At 37.5% G+C, this 18,029-nt stretch carries 13 protein-coding genes, 1 tRNA gene and 1 pseudogene; 9 read left to right on the top strand and 6 right to left on the bottom strand.

Annotated elements, in window-relative coordinates; all coding sequences use genetic code 11:
• Window positions 1–5 precede the first annotated feature (5 nt).
• The 3 genes and pseudogenes from HGR01_RS11985 to HGR01_RS11975 all read right to left on the bottom strand — a co-directional run bounded on the left by HGR01_RS11985 (window position 6) and on the right by HGR01_RS11975 (window position 1,114).
• Window positions 6–341 carry a XisI protein gene (locus HGR01_RS11985; RefSeq protein ID WP_045871735.1) on the bottom strand — a complete coding sequence of 112 codons (336 nt, stop codon included), beginning with the start codon at window positions 339–341 and terminating at the stop codon, window positions 6–8.
• Window positions 329–745, bottom strand: a pseudogene (locus HGR01_RS11980) (XisH family protein). The gene HGR01_RS11985 and the pseudogene HGR01_RS11980 overlap by 13 nt, the downstream one beginning before the upstream one ends.
• 147 nt (window positions 746–892) lie before the next feature.
• Window positions 893–1,114 carry a hypothetical protein gene (locus HGR01_RS11975; RefSeq protein ID WP_045871736.1) on the bottom strand — a complete coding sequence of 74 codons (222 nt, stop codon included), beginning with the start codon at window positions 1,112–1,114 and terminating at the stop codon, window positions 893–895.
• A gap of 114 nt (window positions 1,115–1,228) precedes the next feature.
• On the opposite strand from HGR01_RS11975, the gene HGR01_RS11970 reads away from it, so the two are divergent.
• Entirely contained in the window at window positions 1,229–2,602 is a 1,374-nt protein-coding gene (locus tag HGR01_RS11970) for an HNH endonuclease domain-containing protein (RefSeq protein ID WP_071989434.1), read from the top strand.
• Between the two features lie 161 nt (window positions 2,603–2,763).
• Here HGR01_RS11970 and HGR01_RS11965 read toward each other — a convergent pair whose 3' ends face one another.
• The gene (locus tag HGR01_RS11965; RefSeq protein ID WP_228045835.1) at window positions 2,764–3,903 is read right to left on the bottom strand and encodes an ISH3 family transposase; all 1,140 of its coding nucleotides are present in this window, start codon (window positions 3,901–3,903) and stop codon (window positions 2,764–2,766) included.
• A 250-nt stretch (window positions 3,904–4,153) separates the two neighbouring features.
• Here HGR01_RS11965 and HGR01_RS11960 point away from each other — a divergent pair, with 250 nt between their 5' ends.
• Window positions 4,154–5,209 carry a DEAD/DEAH box helicase gene (locus HGR01_RS11960; protein WP_235623081.1) on the top strand — a complete coding sequence of 352 codons (1,056 nt, stop codon included), beginning with the start codon at window positions 4,154–4,156 and terminating at the stop codon, window positions 5,207–5,209.
• A complete protein-coding gene (locus tag HGR01_RS11955; protein ID WP_045871737.1) occupies window positions 5,206–7,032 on the top strand; it encodes an ATP-binding protein in 1,827 nt (608 codons plus the stop codon). The genes HGR01_RS11960 and HGR01_RS11955 overlap by 4 nt, the downstream gene beginning before the upstream one ends.
• Before the next feature lie 681 nt (window positions 7,033–7,713).
• Here HGR01_RS11955 and HGR01_RS11950 read toward each other — a convergent pair.
• Window positions 7,714–7,950 (bottom strand): hypothetical protein, encoded by a 237-nt coding sequence (locus HGR01_RS11950; RefSeq protein WP_228045672.1) that lies wholly within the window; start codon window positions 7,948–7,950, stop codon window positions 7,714–7,716.
• 282 nt (window positions 7,951–8,232) lie between these two features.
• On the opposite strand from HGR01_RS11950, the gene HGR01_RS11945 reads away from it, so the two are divergent.
• From HGR01_RS11945 to HGR01_RS11935, 3 genes are all read left to right on the top strand, one after another.
• Window positions 8,233–9,399 (top strand): cysteine desulfurase family protein, encoded by a 1,167-nt coding sequence (locus HGR01_RS11945; protein ID WP_045871739.1) that lies wholly within the window; start codon window positions 8,233–8,235, stop codon window positions 9,397–9,399.
• Between the two features lie 104 nt (window positions 9,400–9,503).
• Window positions 9,504–9,680, top strand: coding sequence for a hypothetical protein (locus tag HGR01_RS11940; RefSeq protein WP_155539395.1), 177 nt, complete (start codon window positions 9,504–9,506; stop codon window positions 9,678–9,680).
• Window positions 9,681–9,753, top strand: a tRNA-Arg gene (locus HGR01_RS11935). It abuts the gene before it with no gap.
• Window positions 9,754–10,800: 1,047 nt separating this feature from the next.
• Here HGR01_RS11935 and cas12k read toward each other — a convergent pair.
• Window positions 10,801–12,939: a type V CRISPR-associated protein Cas12k gene (cas12k, locus tag HGR01_RS11930; RefSeq protein WP_045871798.1), complete on the bottom strand. Its 2,139-nt coding sequence runs from the start codon at window positions 12,937–12,939 to the stop codon at window positions 10,801–10,803.
• A gap of 74 nt (window positions 12,940–13,013) precedes the next feature.
• On the opposite strand from cas12k, the gene HGR01_RS11925 reads away from it, so the two are divergent.
• The 3 genes from HGR01_RS11925 to HGR01_RS11915 are packed head-to-tail and all read left to right on the top strand — an operon-like array spanning window position 13,014 to window position 17,765.
• Window positions 13,014–13,442: a MerR family transcriptional regulator gene (locus HGR01_RS11925; protein ID WP_045871740.1), complete on the top strand. Its 429-nt coding sequence runs from the start codon at window positions 13,014–13,016 to the stop codon at window positions 13,440–13,442.
• A gap of 54 nt (window positions 13,443–13,496) precedes the next feature.
• Window positions 13,497–15,125 (top strand): AAA-like domain-containing protein, encoded by a 1,629-nt coding sequence (locus HGR01_RS11920; RefSeq protein WP_045871741.1) that lies wholly within the window; start codon window positions 13,497–13,499, stop codon window positions 15,123–15,125.
• A 3-nt stretch (window positions 15,126–15,128) separates the two neighbouring features.
• Entirely contained in the window at window positions 15,129–17,765 is a 2,637-nt protein-coding gene (locus HGR01_RS11915; protein ID WP_063749837.1) for an AAA-like domain-containing protein, read from the top strand.
• Window positions 17,766–18,029: the final 264 nt, after the last annotated feature.

Raw genomic sequence — 18,029 nt, 5'->3', positions numbered from 1 at the left:
TTTTTTTAAGCCACTCCATATCCTGTATATGGACGTTTATATGGTGGTTGTAAACCGAATACAATATCTTCCTTTGGTACTCCCATTTCCAAAAGTTCCTGTGCTAAATCTATATCTGTCATATTCTGCTGAATCCAGATTTTGCCATTTTTAATATCAAAATGAATGATACTGTGATACACACGGCTTAAACCATTCCAACCTATACGCATTAACTGATAATGGTCGTGTATTGTATCAAATATTAATTGATTTTCGATTTCTTCATGGTTATATTTATATTTGCCGTGTTGAGTTAAAATATTTTGGATATATTGACGATAATTTTCTAGCTTTTCCATTCCAAAATTACCTCCATTATTGGTTCGTATACTATTAGTTTTAATTGATGTTTTTGCACTGCAGTTTTAGCAAGTTTTGTCTGAAAAAATGTTTCATGAGCATCAACCGGAATTGCTAAATATAATTTACGTTCTGGCTCATTCTCTTCGAGTGCAATTTGATAATTGAGAAATTACCCCAAAGCTGTATGAAAGTCACTTACCGCAGAATTACTGGCAAAACTTTTGATTTCTACAGCTATTTTTTCTCCTTCTCTTTCTGCCGCTATCAACTGTTCTGCACCTAGATCTATTTTAAGCTTTACTTCCTCAAATTCTATTTCTAATGGATCATCGGTAACTATCCAATTTTCTTTTTGAAGTGCATTTTTTACCGCTTCATGAAATAAATCTCTAGCTGACATCAGCGCATCACTTTGTTGATATGAAGACCTGTATATTCTATCAAATGTACTCTTGAATATTTTGAAGCGTAAGAGTTAGTGCGATCGCGCGGGATTTTAAAAAAAGGCGATCGCACTTCACCCTCAAGCTTCGATTTCTTAAACTTGCTATCTAATTAAGACACTCAAGACATCGCCAGATTCACCTAAGTTACCAGCTTTTACAGGTTTAGACCAAGAACCGATTTCTGCATAACCTGTAGTATACAACTGATAGATTGTCCTTCTGACTAGTTCAGGACTACCCACTAATATGTGTTTTACCTTTTCTCGCCTCACCTGGACTTGATTGCTGCTGTTATCTTCTAATCTCACAAATTCTTCCGCCATAACGCACCTATGTAACATTATCTCTTTTGTTATCATAAATGCTAACAAAAACAGAAAATAAGTTATCATAAAAGTTAACAAAATTCCGTTCGCTATCCTGTGATAATGGAAATCATGGGAAAAGCAGGACAAGCACTCAAGCAGGTTTTAGAGTCTTACAACATCAGCCAAAGCCAACTGGCGACAGCTTTAGGTGTTGAGCGTCCGATTGTCTTCCGTTGGTATCATGAAAAAATTGACCCTACTGCTGAAACTGTTGCAGACATCGTTAAGGCGTTAAATAAGATTAATCAATCAGCCGCTAATGATTTTATTCAAGTATATTTAGGCAATTTAACAGTAATTAAAAATCCAATAATGACTCAAAGTTTGCCATTATCAGACCAAGTTAATGTTACTGTTTTAGCGCAAATTTTTTCTGATACGACTAATTCTTATAAATACCTATATTTTTTATCTTTATTGGATATTCTTAAAAGAAGAAATTTTGATACTTTATCAAGTATCAGCTTTCGGGAAATTATTGTAGAAATGTTAGCAAATGCTTGGTATCCTCACAATTATTTTAAACTCTCGTTTGGGAAACAAGACCAAATCGCTAATAAATTAGATACTCTTGAATTAGAAATTACAGAACCAATTTTAAAATTTATAGATACAGATAAGAAACTTTTACGTAATACTATTAATAATCAAAATATCGAGGATATTATTAGTGATATTAATCGTTATGTTTCCTATCGCTTAATTCGTCCCTTCTTTTCTCAAGAAACTAGAGGGATAAAAGATTATGATGTTAATCCATCTATCATTAATTTAGCTAATAGCCAATTTGATAATAAAAAGCCGTTATACAGTTTTGATGCTCAAGACCAAAAAAATTGTAACGCCATTATTTTACACCCAGATTGGATTCAGTATTTAGAAAAAAATTACACAATAGTTAAGGGCTGGGCATCTTGGGAATGGTTAAATTATATGCAACAAAGAAACCCCAGTACCCCTAATGTGGTTAATAAATTATTTATGCCACAACAAAGAGATTCCTTAACGAATCAAACTAAATATTGGAAAACTATTTTAAATTATCAAGATATTGAATGTATTTATTCTCAAGTTAAATTAGATAAAGATTACATTTCATTAGATCATTATTTGCCTTGGTCATTTGTAGCGCACGATCAGCTATGGAATTTGATTCCGACTACAAAATCTGCTAACTCTTCTAAATCTAATAATTTACCATCTGAAAAATATTTTAATAGTTTTGTCGAATTGCAACATATTGGTTTGACTGTTGCCTATCAAAATATAACTCAAAGTCAATGGTTAAAATATAGTGAATCATTTGTATCTGAATTAAAAGTAAGTCAAGCAAATGATTTATTAAATTTAGAAATTTTGAGAAATGCTTATCAAATAACAACCCTACCTTTAATTTCTTTAGCAACGATGCAAGGTTTTAGCCCTGATTGGGTTTACACCTGAGAAACAATGAACCCACTTTAGTAATATCAGTAGACCTAAAAGTTTTGCGATCGCTAAAAAATGGTAGTTTAAGATACAGTTTTGGGGGGAAATATACAAAAGCTGATTGCTTGGCTAAATGATAAGATTAATTTATGAATAAACCCCAAAATCAATCAAAATCAGCCAGATGGCAAGTAAACTTCACAGGCGACTCCATAATTGCGGTCTACTGCTTGACGTAAAAACTCAAGCATTTGTTTAAGGGTAAATAGATGGGAGAAAACTTGTCTTGAACTTTTTTTTAAACGGCTGAGATAATGCCAGACTAGATAAATCCAAACATTAATAATTAAAAAAGCTAAAGCTACAAATAGAAATCTAATTGTTGGATTTTTGATAGTTGTTTTAATCCGACATTGATTTTTCATCCGATAGCTACTTTCAATTCCAAAACGGAGACGATAGTCGTCATGTATTGAATGTAATGACAACTTAACTTTATAAACAGCATAAATAAAAAATTCTCGCCCGTGCGCTCGTCTTTTACCGTTTTTATATGTACAAACTATCCAAACTGGGAAAGTACATGAGCCATATTTATCACTGTTTAAAGTGTAAGTTGTTTTATAACTGCGCCGACCTCTAATTAATTGTCTAGTACCTCCATTTTTACCTCGAATAATTACTGGCATTTCAAAGGGAATATCCAAAGCTTGCAACCATCTGATGACTGGCACACAGAAAAATTCCCGGTCTAAATACAATCTTTCGATTTGAAGATTCAAAGGCTCAATCAGTGCTAAAAGATAAGTGATAATTGCTGCCTTCGTATTTTGTTGTTGAACAGCTTTGATAGCTAAAGTTACTCGTTTATTCTTCTTAATTACATAGACAGTAGCGTAGGCATAAAAAGAACAAGTTCCACTTTTAGCTTGACTTCTATAAATATATGGTGCTTCGGTTGGTGAGGGTTCACCATAATATGGAATTAAGTTAAAATCGATAGCAATTTTTTGTTTACCTTGTCGGATTCCATCTGGTAAGCGGCTTTGAATTGCTGCATTTAAGTCTGATTCTAAATATTTAATGTCTGAATATTTATCTAAATGGTAACGAATATCGTTGCTGGTAGGAACATTCTTTAAGACTTTGGTTGTATTTTCGATACTATCCCTTTGGGTGGCTGCTCGAATTAAAATCTCAAAGATATTTTTTTGTTCACACTTTCCTTGAGTTTGAATTGGAATATGTTCTGTTAAACAGTTAACTACTTCGTTTAAGGTTTTACTATCAGTTAGAACTGGCTCCCTTGCATTCATAGCCAAACTAAATAATCCTCAATTTTGCTTGTTTACCTCCATACTTTACAAAAATTGCATACTACAGATCCAGAACTATCTTTTGGTGGGCGCGTTACTCTTAACTTTTTCGGTGATTAATTAGTTTTACTTATTTATAGTTGTTGAAGGAGTTTTCTAAAAAATGTATTTCAGAATACGGTTTTTTTGACAATAGTCGGTTTTATAGGTATCGCTCTATGCGCGATCGCAAAACTTTTAGGTCTACTGAATATGGTTAGCCTATAGCGAAGAACTTTGCGAACAAGCGGTTACAGAATTTCAAAAAGCCTGGGACAGTTTAGGCGATCGCACCATCTCCACTTACCGCTTTTGGGGTAGCCACAACTTAGATATAGAACAAGCCCAAGATGGCTTAGTCGTAGCCGGATTAGCGAAAGTCTACAGCGCCGCTAAAAAGAGTATTCGCTTCATCAATCAACTGGGTGTGCGTTGTTCGTTGGTAATTATTGATGAAGCCCATCAAGCAGTAGCCGAAACCTATAAACTCGTACTAGATGCTTTAGTCGTCCCCTACGAAAAAACCGCCTTATTAGGCTTAACCGCCACACCCGGACGCACTTGGGCGGATATTAACGCCGATGCACAACTAGCAAAATTCTTCGCCCAGCAGAAAGTTACTTTAGAAATCCCAGGTTATGACAACCCAATTGATTATCTTGTCGATCAACAATACCTAGCTAAAGTTAACTATCGCTCTTTATTTTACGAAACTGGTATTCAACTAACTCCCCAAGACTTAAAGCGGATTAATACAGAATTAGACATTCCCCAATATATCCTCAATCGGTTAGCAGCCGACGAACAACGCAACCTCTGCATCATCCTAGAACTAGAAGCACTCGCCCAACATCATCAACGGATTATCGTTTTTAATACTTCCGTTGAACACGCCCGACTCATCGCTTCTATATTGCGTTTGCGGGGATTAAATGCTGATGCGGTGACAGGTGAAACACCCAAATCTGAACGGGAACGAATAATTTACAGCTTTAAAGACGAACAGCCGCAAACCAAAATTTTATGTAACTACGGCGTATTAACCACTGGCTTCGATGCACCCAAAACCAGCGCCGCAGTTATCGCCCGTCCTACCACATCCCTTGTTCTCTACAGCCAAATGGTAGGACGCGCCATCAGAGGACTCAAAGCTGGGGGTAATGCTACAGCCGAAATTGTCACGGTTGTGGATAGCCAACTCCCCGGTTTTGCTTCAGTCGCATCAGCTTTTCACAATTGGGAAGACGTTTGGAGGAAAATCCCATGAATGCTAACGCCCATGATATCGTTCCCACACACCTAGCAGTTCAAGCCATGCGCGACAACGGTTATAAAAACGCCGCCTATGCTTTAGCCGAATTAATGGATAATGCCATTCAAGCTGGTGCATCGCAAGTAGAACTGCTGTGTGGGGAACGTAAACAACAGGTAGAGGGAAGGAGGCGATCGCGCATTGAACAAATCGCCGTGTTAGATAATGGTTGTGGGATGGATGCGAATGTGTTACGTCTCGCCCTGCAATTTGGTAACGGTACATATTTAGATGAAGACAAACACACCGGAATTGGACGTTTTGGGATGGGTTTACCTTCGTCTTCTATTTCCCAATGTCAGAGAGTTGATGTCTGGTCATGGCAAAATGGCATAGAAAATGCACTGCATACTTATTTAGATTTAGATGAAATTAAAAATCAACGGTTGACAGAAGTACCAGAACCAACACCTAAAGCAATTCCCACAACTTGGACAAGAATTGGTCAACAATTTGGCGCAAGTGGCACATTAGTAGTATGGTCAAAAATCGACCGTTGTATTTGGAGGACTGGCAAAGCAATTATTGATAATTCGGAATTTGTGATTGGTAGAATGTATCGCAAATTCATTGATAGCGGCGATGTCAAAATCCGCATGGTAGCCTTTGATTTAGAAGCATTATATGACTTGATTGTCAATAAAGATGCCAAACCAAATGACCCTTGTTATCTCATAGAAAAAACCTCTTGTCCCGCACCATTTAATAATCAAGCTATGTTTCGTCCCTGGGAAGGAGATACATCTTATGAAGCCACTTATAAAATTAATTTTAAAGATAAAGAACATGATGTAAAAGTGCGTTTCTCTTACGCTAAAGAAGAAGCCCGTCAAGCTGAACCAGGAAAAAGCCCTGGTAATTTACCCCACGGACAACACGCTGCGAAAAATGTAGGAATTTCCGTTGTACGTGCAGGAAGAGAATTAGAATTAGATACAGGAATCGTCAGTGCTTCTGATCCTAGAGAAAGATGGTGGGGAGTAGAAGTAGAATTTCCGCCCTCTCTTGATGAGATTTTTGGAGTCACTAATAATAAACAATCAGCACGTAATTTTGGTGAACTTTTAAAATTTGATATTAAGTCTTTACTAGAAGATGGAAAAAGTATTACTCAACTAAAAGAAGAACTTGAGGCTGAAGAAGATCCAAGGAGTTCACTTTTAATTATTGCGGATAAAATTGATAGTCAACTTAAAATTATTCGTCGTTTGCTGGAAGCACAAACAAAAGGTACTCGTACTAACACTGAAAAACGTCACGACCCTTATAAACCTGAAAAAGTAGCCACTACTGTAACTCAAGAACGTAAATCGCAAGGTTACAAAGGTCAAAGTGATGCAGATGAACAATTACCCAAAGAAGAACGTAAACAAGTTATTAAAGAAACTTTAAAAGAAGAAGGCGTTACAGAAACCAAAGCCGAATTATTAGCCGCAACAACAGTAGATGATGGCTTGAAGTATACCTTTGTGGAAGCACCTCTTGATACTCCGGCTTTCTTCTCTGTTAAACCCAGAGGCGGAGCAATTATTGTTACTTTAAATACTAACCATCCAGCTTATCAAAACTTAGTAGAAATTCTCGAAGAGGATGTAGATAAAGCTGATATAGATACCTTGCGTTCTCGGTTAGTTAATTCTTTAGATGGTTTAAAATTACTATTAATGGCATGGGCAAGATATGAAGACGAACAGCCAGATGGTAAACGTAAAGATAATGCTCAAGATACTCGCATTGATTGGGGAAGAGTAGCGAGAAGATTTTTAGAGCATGAGTAGCACAGTCACAAAGCCCACGGTAACAACAAGCCAAATAAACCCGCCTCTACAGTTGCTCACACAGCGCGGATAATTTGGTGAATGCAGAGCGAAACCCAAACAGGACTTACGCATCAGTTAAACTGAACTTCCCCCCAAGCAAAAAGAGCTAACTGTTATCCAGAGCGACTTTTAACGTTTTTCGCTTCGCTCTTACTGGGTACAAATTGTCAAAGGGGCTTGCGGAGCGAACTTGAGGCGTTGGCCCCCAATTTTTAGCCTGAACTTCCCCCCAAGCAAAAAGAGCTAACTGTTATCCAGAGCGACTTTTAACGTTTTTCGCTTCGCTCTTACTGGGTACAAATTGTCAAAGGGGCTTGCGGAGCGAACTTGAGGCGTTGGCCCCCAATTTTTAGCTTACCGCAGTTGTACCAACAGTTCCAGGGCTTACATGGGTACAGTAATATCTGCGCTCAAACCCGGATTGCTTACAGAGTAAAGGTTTAAGGGCTATTTAGTACATTTGCACCGGGGGAAGTTCAGGTTAAACGAAAGTAGGGGTAATTCATGAATTACCCCTACCCAATAATCAGATTTTCGTCCACATGTTGCGTAAGTCTTACCAAAATCTAGATTAATGTTGGGTTTATTTGCGTCAACCCAACCTACAATTTTGTTGCCAGTGAATAATTTAGTCAAGCTCTACTGACAAGCTCTTTTACCATTAGCCTTAGTCACTGAGAAAGCATCAAACTCTCCTTCATCAAATTCCCCTCTTACGGTTACTTGATCACCCACCGATATGTGCGAGCTGGTATTATCTCCACAGATATCATATGTATCAACTGTGATGGAACGACCATTGCTGTTTAACCTAAATCCATCTTCCCAAACTTGGCGCACAGGGCCAGAAAAGGAAGAACTTTGATTTCCAGCCATCGTAGGCAGATCTCCTAGGACTAGAAAACCGAGAAACACTAAACTTGTAACAGTTATTTTCATTCCCATTTTCAGTAAGGAGTTAACAAATTTTTAATAAACTCAGTATATCAAACGTAACTCAAGGGGAGGTTAACGGTTTTCTATGATTGCAATCAATATAAATCTATCGGGTTTTTCAGTTTGTTAGTTTGACATTACCTGACTTGGTGAGAAGATATGCAAAAATAAATCAAGTTTTCCAGAAAAAGTCGAAAATTTATCTAAAAATGTTCCCAAGCAATGACTACACAAGAAAAGATTATTTACCTCGATTACCACTCAACTACTCCTGTTGACCCAAGAGTAGCCCAAAAAGTCATGTACTATATGACTACTGCTTTTGGTAATGCTAATAGTGTAGATCATGGATATGGAGATGAAGCAGGCAAAGCAGTTAAACAAGCCCGTCAACAAATAGCAGAATTAATCAACGCCTCACCCAAAGAAATTATCTTTACATCTGGTGCAACAGAAAGTATTAACTTAGCAATTCAAGGACAAATTGCACAACAAAATAGCACTGCCAAAATAATTGTTTCCCCAGTAGAACACAAAGCCGTTTTAGATACCTGCAAAGCATTAGCTAAAAAAGGACTGGCGGAAATTATTTGGTTAAAAGTCAATCAACAAGCGCAGATTGATTTAGAACATCTAGAAAAAGTCTGTGCTGATGGTGCTTCCTTACTTTGTGTGATGGCGGCTAACAATGAAGTAGGGACAATTTACCCCATAGAAAAAATTGGTGCGATCGCATCCTCCCACAATATCCCTTTTTTATGTGATGCTTCCCAAGCAGTCGGGAAAATTCCTCTCAACTTCCATGATTGGGGTATTACTTATCTCGCAATTTCTGGACATAAACTTTATGCACCTAAAGGCGTTGGTGTATTAGTAGTGAGAAACGGCGTTCATCTGCAACCAATGATTTACGGTGGTGGACATCAACACCAAATGCGATCGGGTACGCTGAATGTACCCGGAATAGTTGGGTTAGGGGAAGCTTGTAAATTGAGACAGTTGGAGATGGAAGTAGATGAAACTGCGATCGCACTTTTGCGAGATCATCTGCAAAACTCCCTCCAAGCGCAAGTTCCTGATTTAGCGGTGAATGGAGACTTAAACAACCGCTTATCAGGTAACTTACATATTTCTATACTCAGTATTCCTAATAGTGCCATGATTGCGAGAGTGCGCCATCAGTTAGCCATATCTACAGGTGCGGCTTGTTCATCAGGTGTTGTTGCTTCTTCTCATGTTTTACAAGCAATGAACCTTGCAGAAAATCTCATTGAGGGCGCATTGAGAATTGGTATTGGTAAGTTTACAACCAAAGAAGACATCGAAATAGCATCTTCTATAATCATTGGTGCAATCAATAAGATTCATCAGCTTCTTGAATATATCTAAAAACCTCAAGCTTTTGCGGATTTTTTCTTGGGGAATGATGATAAAGTTGATACATTTTGATTGCTTTTGATATTGATTTTTATTGTTCTTTGTGAACTCAGATCATGGAGTCTCTTGCAGAAGTGCTGTTTGCAAGAGGTGGGTGGGAAAGGGGAAAATACCAAGACCTTTCCCCTTCTCCTGTTACCGACTTCTGCAAGCAGTCCATTTCAGCTAGAGAAGTGCGATCGCCAACTCATCTGCAAATTTTATCCTCGGCGTGTTATAATCGAAAAGATTAAGGGCGCGTGGCTCAGTGGATAGAGCAACAGATTCCGGTTCTGTGGGTCGGGGGTTCAAATCCCTCCGCGCTCGTTTTGTGTCGATTGCCAAATTATTTGTCCGTGTTGACAAATTAATGTCCATATTGCCAAATTACTGTCCGCGTTGACAAATTATATTTGACAGCAATTTTCTGCCGTATATCAAGTATGGCAGAACTCTTCTTTATATGGAGCGACTAATTAGTATTTAATATTTAGAGCAAAAGTCAATCTCTCGAAACAAAGAATCTGTTGCTCTATCCTTTCAACCCACCTAAAAACTTTTTGCTCAGTGCCAACCCTTGAAAATAGTCAACTGCTCACTCTTGTGGCGTTACATATTTGCGGTTTGTATTACCTCTCAACTCAGTAAAGGACTTTCAACCCGCCTCAAGCCGTGAGGGGTATTGAAACACCCAGTAACGCTTCATCTTCTCTCACATACTGTGTCTTTCAACCCGCCTCAAGTCGTGAGGGGTATTGAAACCTTTCAAAGCAGGTGTAGAATTCATCGCAACATGCTGCTTTCAACCCGCCTCAAGTCGTGAGGGGTATTGAAACTTGTCCCTAGAAATGTGTTTGTGATTATAAAAAATCGCTTTCAACCCGCCTCAAGTCGTGAGGGGTATTGAAACTCAGCGCCTCAAATCCTTCACCAGCAAAGACTTCCAGAAGCATTTTTGTCAGATCTGCCAAAATCGCCTGTCTGTTAACACTTAAAAAAGTAAATTAACTGACATCATAAAAGCTACGAGCCTTAATCAATAAGCGATTTGAAGTTTTGGCAGATCTCCAGGGAAATTGACCCCGCTTCGATTCGTCAAAAAAATAATTAAGGTGGGTTCCTCCTTGGTTGGAGGTGATTATGTAGCTACCACTGCGGTAAACCCGCACCTCTTTGCTGGGGGCGCACCTTATTCCTGTCTTTAAGGGACAGCAGCTTCAAGGTTGGTAGAACGACTACAGGGCCAGAAAGCAAGACTGTCTTCCAACAGTCAAACTAACCCACATTTACACAGTACAGAGGCTTTATACAAGCATGAACTGCGGCGCTATTTATTGATATTTATTCTATTTTCAAGGTTCGGTGTTTTGTCAATCAGGTTTTTTGGCGATAATTGTAAGCAGCGATCGCTAATTCTTTCGCTTTCTCCTGTGGACTTACTCTTACTGGTTGTTTTGCCTCCTCAATTACAATTCCAACTTTAGCTGCCTGAGTCTGAATATTAGCAATCAATCTCCCGTAGCTCCATTGATGGACGCTAACTCGGTACTCTTTGGCATATTTTTGTTGGACTTCTATTAAGTCTGATTTCTGTTCGGCTTTGGCTTGAATCTCACTTTGAACTTGTTCTCGCATATCGCCCAACTTAGGGAGGACAATACTGCCAGCTTTATATGTTTGAGCGATCGCTACAATCTCTTTAGCCAGTAATCTGTCAACATACTGTCCTAACTCTGATTCTCCAAGTTGATTTGGTGCAGCCAGTATTTGAGCTATCTGGCGTTGGTGGGATAAGGTATGTTTTTGTTGTCGCTGTCGATTTAGTAGTTTGTAATTATCACCTAGTAGTTGTTTAATACTGCGGTAAGTAAGCACTTTACCTGTAGAGCCATCAACCACTGCTACTGTTGCAAGTTTTTCTAGACCAAGGCTGACACCGACAAGAATATGAGATTGTCCTTTATATAAAAGCTGACTGGGACGAGGGAAGGGGTTATTAATTCTAGCTAATGTGGAGTTTTTTCTTCTGATAAAAGCTAGTTGTTTTTCATTGAGTTCACCTCTGGCTATAGTTCTAGTGATAGCTTTAGCAATTTCTTCTGCTTTTTCTTCTCTAACTTGGTTTGTGCCTTCAGCCGTCCACAAACGAGTATCTACACAACAATAAAGGATTAAACGGTTAACGATCCACTCTTTGCCTTTACCTTCATGTTCTTGCCAACAAATACAACCACTACGGAGTGTAAAAAGGCTACTGGAGTGTTGATTTTTACTATTTTTTTTGATTCTTTGATCTTCAAAAAAGCGTTGAAACCAATGCAAATCACGAAAATCGCAGTAAACTTTAAAGGTATGTTTGCTTAATCCATTGAATTGCACACAGAGCCGTCTTTTATATTTATGAAGAGATTCGTGCAAAAACAAAATACTAGCTAAACAATTTAGCTCAAGCGCTAGATTCCAAAGCTTGATTAGTAAACTAGTGTTATTAATTTCTAAATTATGCAACCATTGTTTTTCAATTTGAAGAACATCACGTAAAAATACAATAGCAATTAAATAATCTATATAAATCCACAACCAGAAAAAACGTAAATTAATCGCTATATTATAAAGGCTAAATTGCCAAAACCAAGTCATGTCTTCGTTACTTTCATAACCTACAGGGAAAGGTAATTTGCTAGATTTTTTTAAAAGGTCGTCTTGCCAAGATTTCGCCTCTAATTCACTTTTAGGAACATTACGAGTGGCAAGCAAAAGAGTTTCTAGCCACTTGGCATCAGTTAAATCTCGACCTTTGGGTATTCTTGCTTCTAGTTGTTCTCTCAGACGTTCAATCTGAATCTCAAGTTTACGGCGGCGTTTAGCAAACTTTTGAGTGTCTTCCTCTTTATCATTGATTTTGCAACCATTTTTGAGCAAATAGCTAATTGCACAACTAGTCAAAATGTCTTTTGTGTCGTGGTAAGCCTCAAACAAAGTTTTAGACATACTGCGATCGCTATCTGAGGCTTTTGACTTTTTAGTCTTTTTACGTTTGTTTTCTGTCGCTGGTTTTGCTTCAACTGTATCGGATTTGAGAGTGAATTGAGCTAGAATTTCAGCAGCTTTACTACGAAGGCTTTCTATAGTCATACCACTGAGTTCTACTAATTCAGTATCGCTTTTAAGCATTTCCCACCAGCGAATTTTGCCTTCTAGTTGGAAGTGCGATCGCTTAATTAATGCAAACCAAGATTTGTAGATGTAATTCACTGTGGCGATCGCACTTGTGTAAAACCGTGCTGGCTGACCGATGAAACGAGGGTCCGTTTTCAAGGGTTGGCACAATTCTTTGACAATACTACTCGGATGTTTGCCTTTTTGTCGCCAAGTTTCAAACTCAGGATTTTGAGCTACTTGAACCAATAGTTCGTTAATCAGTGACGTGTTTTTCTCTGCCATCAGCTTCCATAGCTGTTGGCGGGTAGATTCACTTGCTACTAAACGACACTGAATAGTAATCTGGCTCATACGTTCATCAATAAAACACATGTGTTTAATAATAGCATAAATGTTTAACAAAATGCTGTGCCTAGAATGATTTCATGCAAGAAACGTTTTTTACGAGTAAACAAGCGGCTGAAATCACAGGCTGCACCCTGCGCCAACTCCAGTACTGGCGTGAAAAGGGTGTGGTTGTTCCTGTTATTGGTGAGACGGGAACAGGACGTAGTATTTATTACTCAAAGCCAAATTTGATGGAACTGGCAGCAATGTTATATTTTTTGTCGATGGGACTAAGTTTTGATATTGCCAGTACTACGCTGAAAACTCTCAAATACAAGGAACCGGAGTTATTTGAATCTGGTAAAGGTAGTCGATGGATGCTACTTTGGCAGGGGCATAAGCGATCGCTAAATCTTATAGTGTATGACCGAGAACAAGCGATCGCATCTTTAGATGAAGGTAAACCTGTGATTCCGGTGTGGCTAGACGTGATTTATCAGCAGTTGATAAATAAGTTGGCAGGTTAATCTGACATAATTTTGAGGAACTGCGGTATCAATCTATAAAAATGCACGTTTCTAATGAGTACTAATAATCAAGCTCGAAAGATCCTGCTGTTATCAGCCAATCCTAAAGGCACCAGTCAGCTTCGTCTGGGTGAGGAGATGCGCGAAATTAGAGAGGGATTAAAACGAGCAAAGAAGCGTGATGATTATTCAATAGATACAGCAGAAGCAGTACGCTACAGAGACATACACAGAGCTATTCTGGAATATGAACCACACATAATTCACTTTTCTGGGCATGGTTCTGGAGAAGAAGGTTTGTTATTTGAGGATGAAACGGGTCAAATCAAGTTAGTTGATGCAGAAGCTTTAGCTGGATTATTTCAATTATTCGCTAATCAAATAGAGTGTGTTGTTCTTAATGCTTGCTATTCAAAGTATCAGGCAGAAGAAATAGCCCGACACATTAATTATGTGGTGGGTATGAGTCAAGCAATTGGTGATAAAGCAGCAGTTGAATTTGCTGTGGGTTTTTATGATGCACTGGGAGCAGGTCAAGATTATGAGTTTGCCTATAAACTAGGTTGTAGTGTGATTCGAGTGGCAGGGATACCGCAGAATTTGATACCCCAACTTATTACCAAAAAAAGTTTACTCTCTCAGCTTGCTTCACAGGAATTACCTACAAACTCTGACTCAGAACCAACAACAAATATATATATTGAACGCCCACCGATTGAAGAAAAATGCCATAAAGCTATTTTGCAACCTGGAGCGCTGATTCGGATTAAAGCTCCGCAAAAGATGGGTAAAACCTTGCTATTAGAGAAATTGCTCGACTATGCTAGGCAGCAAGGTTATCAAACAGCGAAATTAGATTTGAAACTAGCTGATAGTTCTGCGATTGCTGACTTGAAGACCTTCTTACAGTGGTTGTGCATCAATGTTTCTGACAGCCTGGAACTGGAGGCTCAGTTGGATGAATACTGGCAAGATAATATGGGGCTGAATACAAGCTGTACTCGTTACTTTCAAAAGTATTTACTATCAGTAATTGATAGTCCTGTTGTTCTTGCCATAGATAATTTTGAGCGGTTGTTTAAATGTGAAAATATTTTCTCCGAATTTTGCTTACTGCTGCGGAGTTGGTATGAAACTGCCAAACAAGGGGACAGGATGGGTAAAATTTGGAAAAAACTGAGGTTAGTGGTAGTTAATTCTACAGAAACTTATCCTACCTTAGATACTAATCGCTCACCTTTTAATGTGGGATTAGCCATTGAGTTACCTGAGTTTCACCAGCAGCAGGTAGAAGAAATGCTAAAGCAATATGAATTAGATGGACAATTAGGAGAACAAGGCTTAAATCAGCTAATGGGATTGCTGGGAGGACATCCTTATTTGCTGCAAGAGACTTTGGGTAATCTTAAAAGTCAAGAAATTACTTTAGAAGAAATTGTCGCACTTGCTCCAACGGAACAAGGAATTTTTAGCTACCACTTGAGAGAACAACTCGAATCTTTACAAGATGCTCCTCTGCTAGAAGCAGCTTATAAAAGAGTAGTAAGTGCAAATGAACCTGTCCAACTTAATCCTGAAATTACGTTCAAGCTGCATAGTTTAGGGTTGGTAAAAATTGTTCGTAATGATTGTGTTTCTAACTGCGATTTATACCGTCAGTATTTTTCAGTGCGATTGAGGTAAGTTATGGGTGATGAATATATCAATGAATATATTTTTTCTGGAAGCTTACCTGAGAATGCTAGTACCTATGTAACACGGGAAGCCGATGAGGAATTATATAATGCGCTTCGCCAAGGGAAGTTCTGTTATGTACTGAATTCCAGACAAAGTGGAAAATCCAGCTTGCGGGTGAGAACAATGAGCCGCTTGAGTGAAGCTGGTGTGGAGTGTGCATCGATTGATTTATCTTCTATCAGTATTCAGAGTGCTACACAAGAAAATTGGTACGCAGATTTGATTGTGAAGCTAATTGATAGCTTTGATTTGAATATAGATTTTCACAAGTGGTGGGAAAAGAATAAATTAAACTCATCTTTGATGAAGTTTGGTAACTTTCTAGAAAAAATATTACTGAGGGAGATTAAAGAAAATATAGTCCTCTTTATTGATGAGATTGATAGTGTTTTAAGTCTGCAATTTTCTACTGATGATTTTTTTGCTTTTATTCGTTCCTGTTACAATCAGCGTGTTGATAACTCTGAATATAATCGCCTTACTTTTTGTTTGTTGGGAGTCGCATCACCTAGCAATTTAATAGAAGATAAACAACGCACTCCGTTTAATATTGGTAAAGGGATCTCTCTCAAAGGTTTCCAACTGCATGAGGTTGAGCAATTACAGCTAGGTTTACAGGGGAAGTTTAGTAACCCTCAAGCGTTGATGGAGGAAATTTTATATTGGACAGGTGGGCAACCGTTTTTGACGCAAAAGTTGTGTCAGTTGATGGTTGAGGAGTCAGAGCAAGAAAACCTTCGCACTGTTGAACAGGTTGTCAAATCACGAATTATTGAAAATTGGGAATCTCAAGACGAACCTGAACATTTGCGAACTATTCAATCCAGAATTTTGAGGGATGAGCAACGGGCTGGATATTTACTGGAATTGTATCAGCAAATTACGTTGAGGCAAGAACAAGCCGAGATTACGGCAGATAATACTTTAGAACAAAGTGAGTTACAACTTTCAGGATTAATTGTTAAGCAACAAAATAAGTTAAGAGTTTACAATCCTATATACAAAGAAGTTTTTGACTTCTATTGGATTGAAACACAATTAAAGAATCTGCGCCCCTACTCAGAAAATTTCAAGTTTTGGCTAGCTTCTAAATCTACTGATGAGTCTAGACTATTACGTGGCAAAGCATTACAGGATGCTGTCGAATGGGCGAAAGACAAAAGTTTGAGTTACCAAGATAGACAGTTTTTAGCAGCTAGTCAAGCGAAGGAACGGGAAGAGGAAATTGCGGCTAAAGAAAAAGATGCTGAGTTAGAAAGAGAGAGAAAAGATAAGGAAGCAGTAGAAAAAAGGAATTTGGTACTGTCTGAGGCTAATAAGCAAGCTTTTCAGCGAATTCGTATTGGAAGCTTTATTTTAATTATTACTTTGTTAGGGGCTATATTTTTAGGACGACAAGCAGTAATCTCAGGGAAAAAGGTTCAGCAAAATCAACAATATTTAATAACTGTTGAAAAATTAGCTGAATTAGCTGGACAGCTTGAAGATGAGGGTTCTGATCAAGAATCCAAAGAATTATTTTCAATGGCTGGTCAATCAGTTAAAATCAAAGACTATAATTTACAAAAAGATATTATTAATACAGGAATAGCTTATGCTTATACGAAACTTAAAAGCAAAAATATGTTAGAAGTTCGGAATTATCTTGACAAAGTCAAAATAAGCAATAATAATAACTCTTTAGAATCTTTACAGATTCGGTTATTAAAATTAAAAATTCAAGGTAATTTATCATATCCATTACAGATAAAGCTATCTAATTATCAAAAGCAAACTGATTCTTTTGAAAACACATCTCAAGAAAATATTAAAGTAGCGATTATTCATTATAGTCAAGCTTTCGAGGTTATTAAGACTATAAAATACAAGAGTATATTAAATAATAAGGAAGTTAGCCCACCATTTAACTCAAACATAGAAAACAAAATTATATCAAAAGAAAATATAGAGGCTTTTTATCGAGAATTCATTACTTTACTTTCAGTAAATAATGAAAATAAAAAATTAAAACAAGAAGTAGAGAAATCTTTACAAGAACACTATTATGATGAACTAGAAAACCTACTGGCAAACCAAAAGTGGCAGGAAGCTAATGAAAAAACAGAAAAGCTTATGGTCTATATAGTCAATCCTGAATTCCAATATTACCCCAGTTATCTCAAGATTGAAGACATCAAGAATTTATCCTGCGAAAACCTTAACAAAATTAACTCGTTATGGTTAAAGTACTCGCATGAAAATTTTGGTTTTAGTGTGCAAAAAAATATATGGTTAGACTTAGGAAATAAATTAAATATTACGGAGAAGGATCAGAATGATGAAAAGGCTAATATAATTTTTGGGGCTGCTGTCGGATGGTATGATAATCAAAAAAAACAGTGGAGAAACTACAATGAATTGATTAGATTATTAGTTGCATTAAATACAAAATTGCCCAAAGGTTCTTTGCCAACTCTAGAAACAAGTGGTCAACGTTTAGCTTGTAAATATTTTCCACTGTGTTCTGGTTATACGGGATTCGATGAGTTTGGGGGAAGTGGATTAAAACAAATATTTTCTCGCGTTGCAGCTTGTAAAATAAAATAAAATTGAGCAAATTTTAAGAAGAAATATATAGTAGTTTCTATGTGTATTGCATATTGAAACCTAAAATCTCATAGATAGAATATAGAATATAGCCTTTTTCCTCAGCCACTCTATACTTAATAGTTCTCTGGAGTTCACTAAAGAGGTTGGTTAATTCTTACGAAATGCGATCAACATGGATTGGCATATATGGGAGCAAATATCTATCGCTACCCAAACAGGTATCTACTTAGAGCAAGTTTCTTTTAAGAAGAATAACACTTT

The organism is Tolypothrix sp. PCC 7712, from assembly GCF_025860405.1.
Lineage (GTDB): Bacteria > Cyanobacteriota > Cyanobacteriia > Cyanobacteriales > Nostocaceae > Aulosira > Aulosira diplosiphon.
This window is presented reverse-complemented; position numbering and strand designations above follow the sequence as displayed.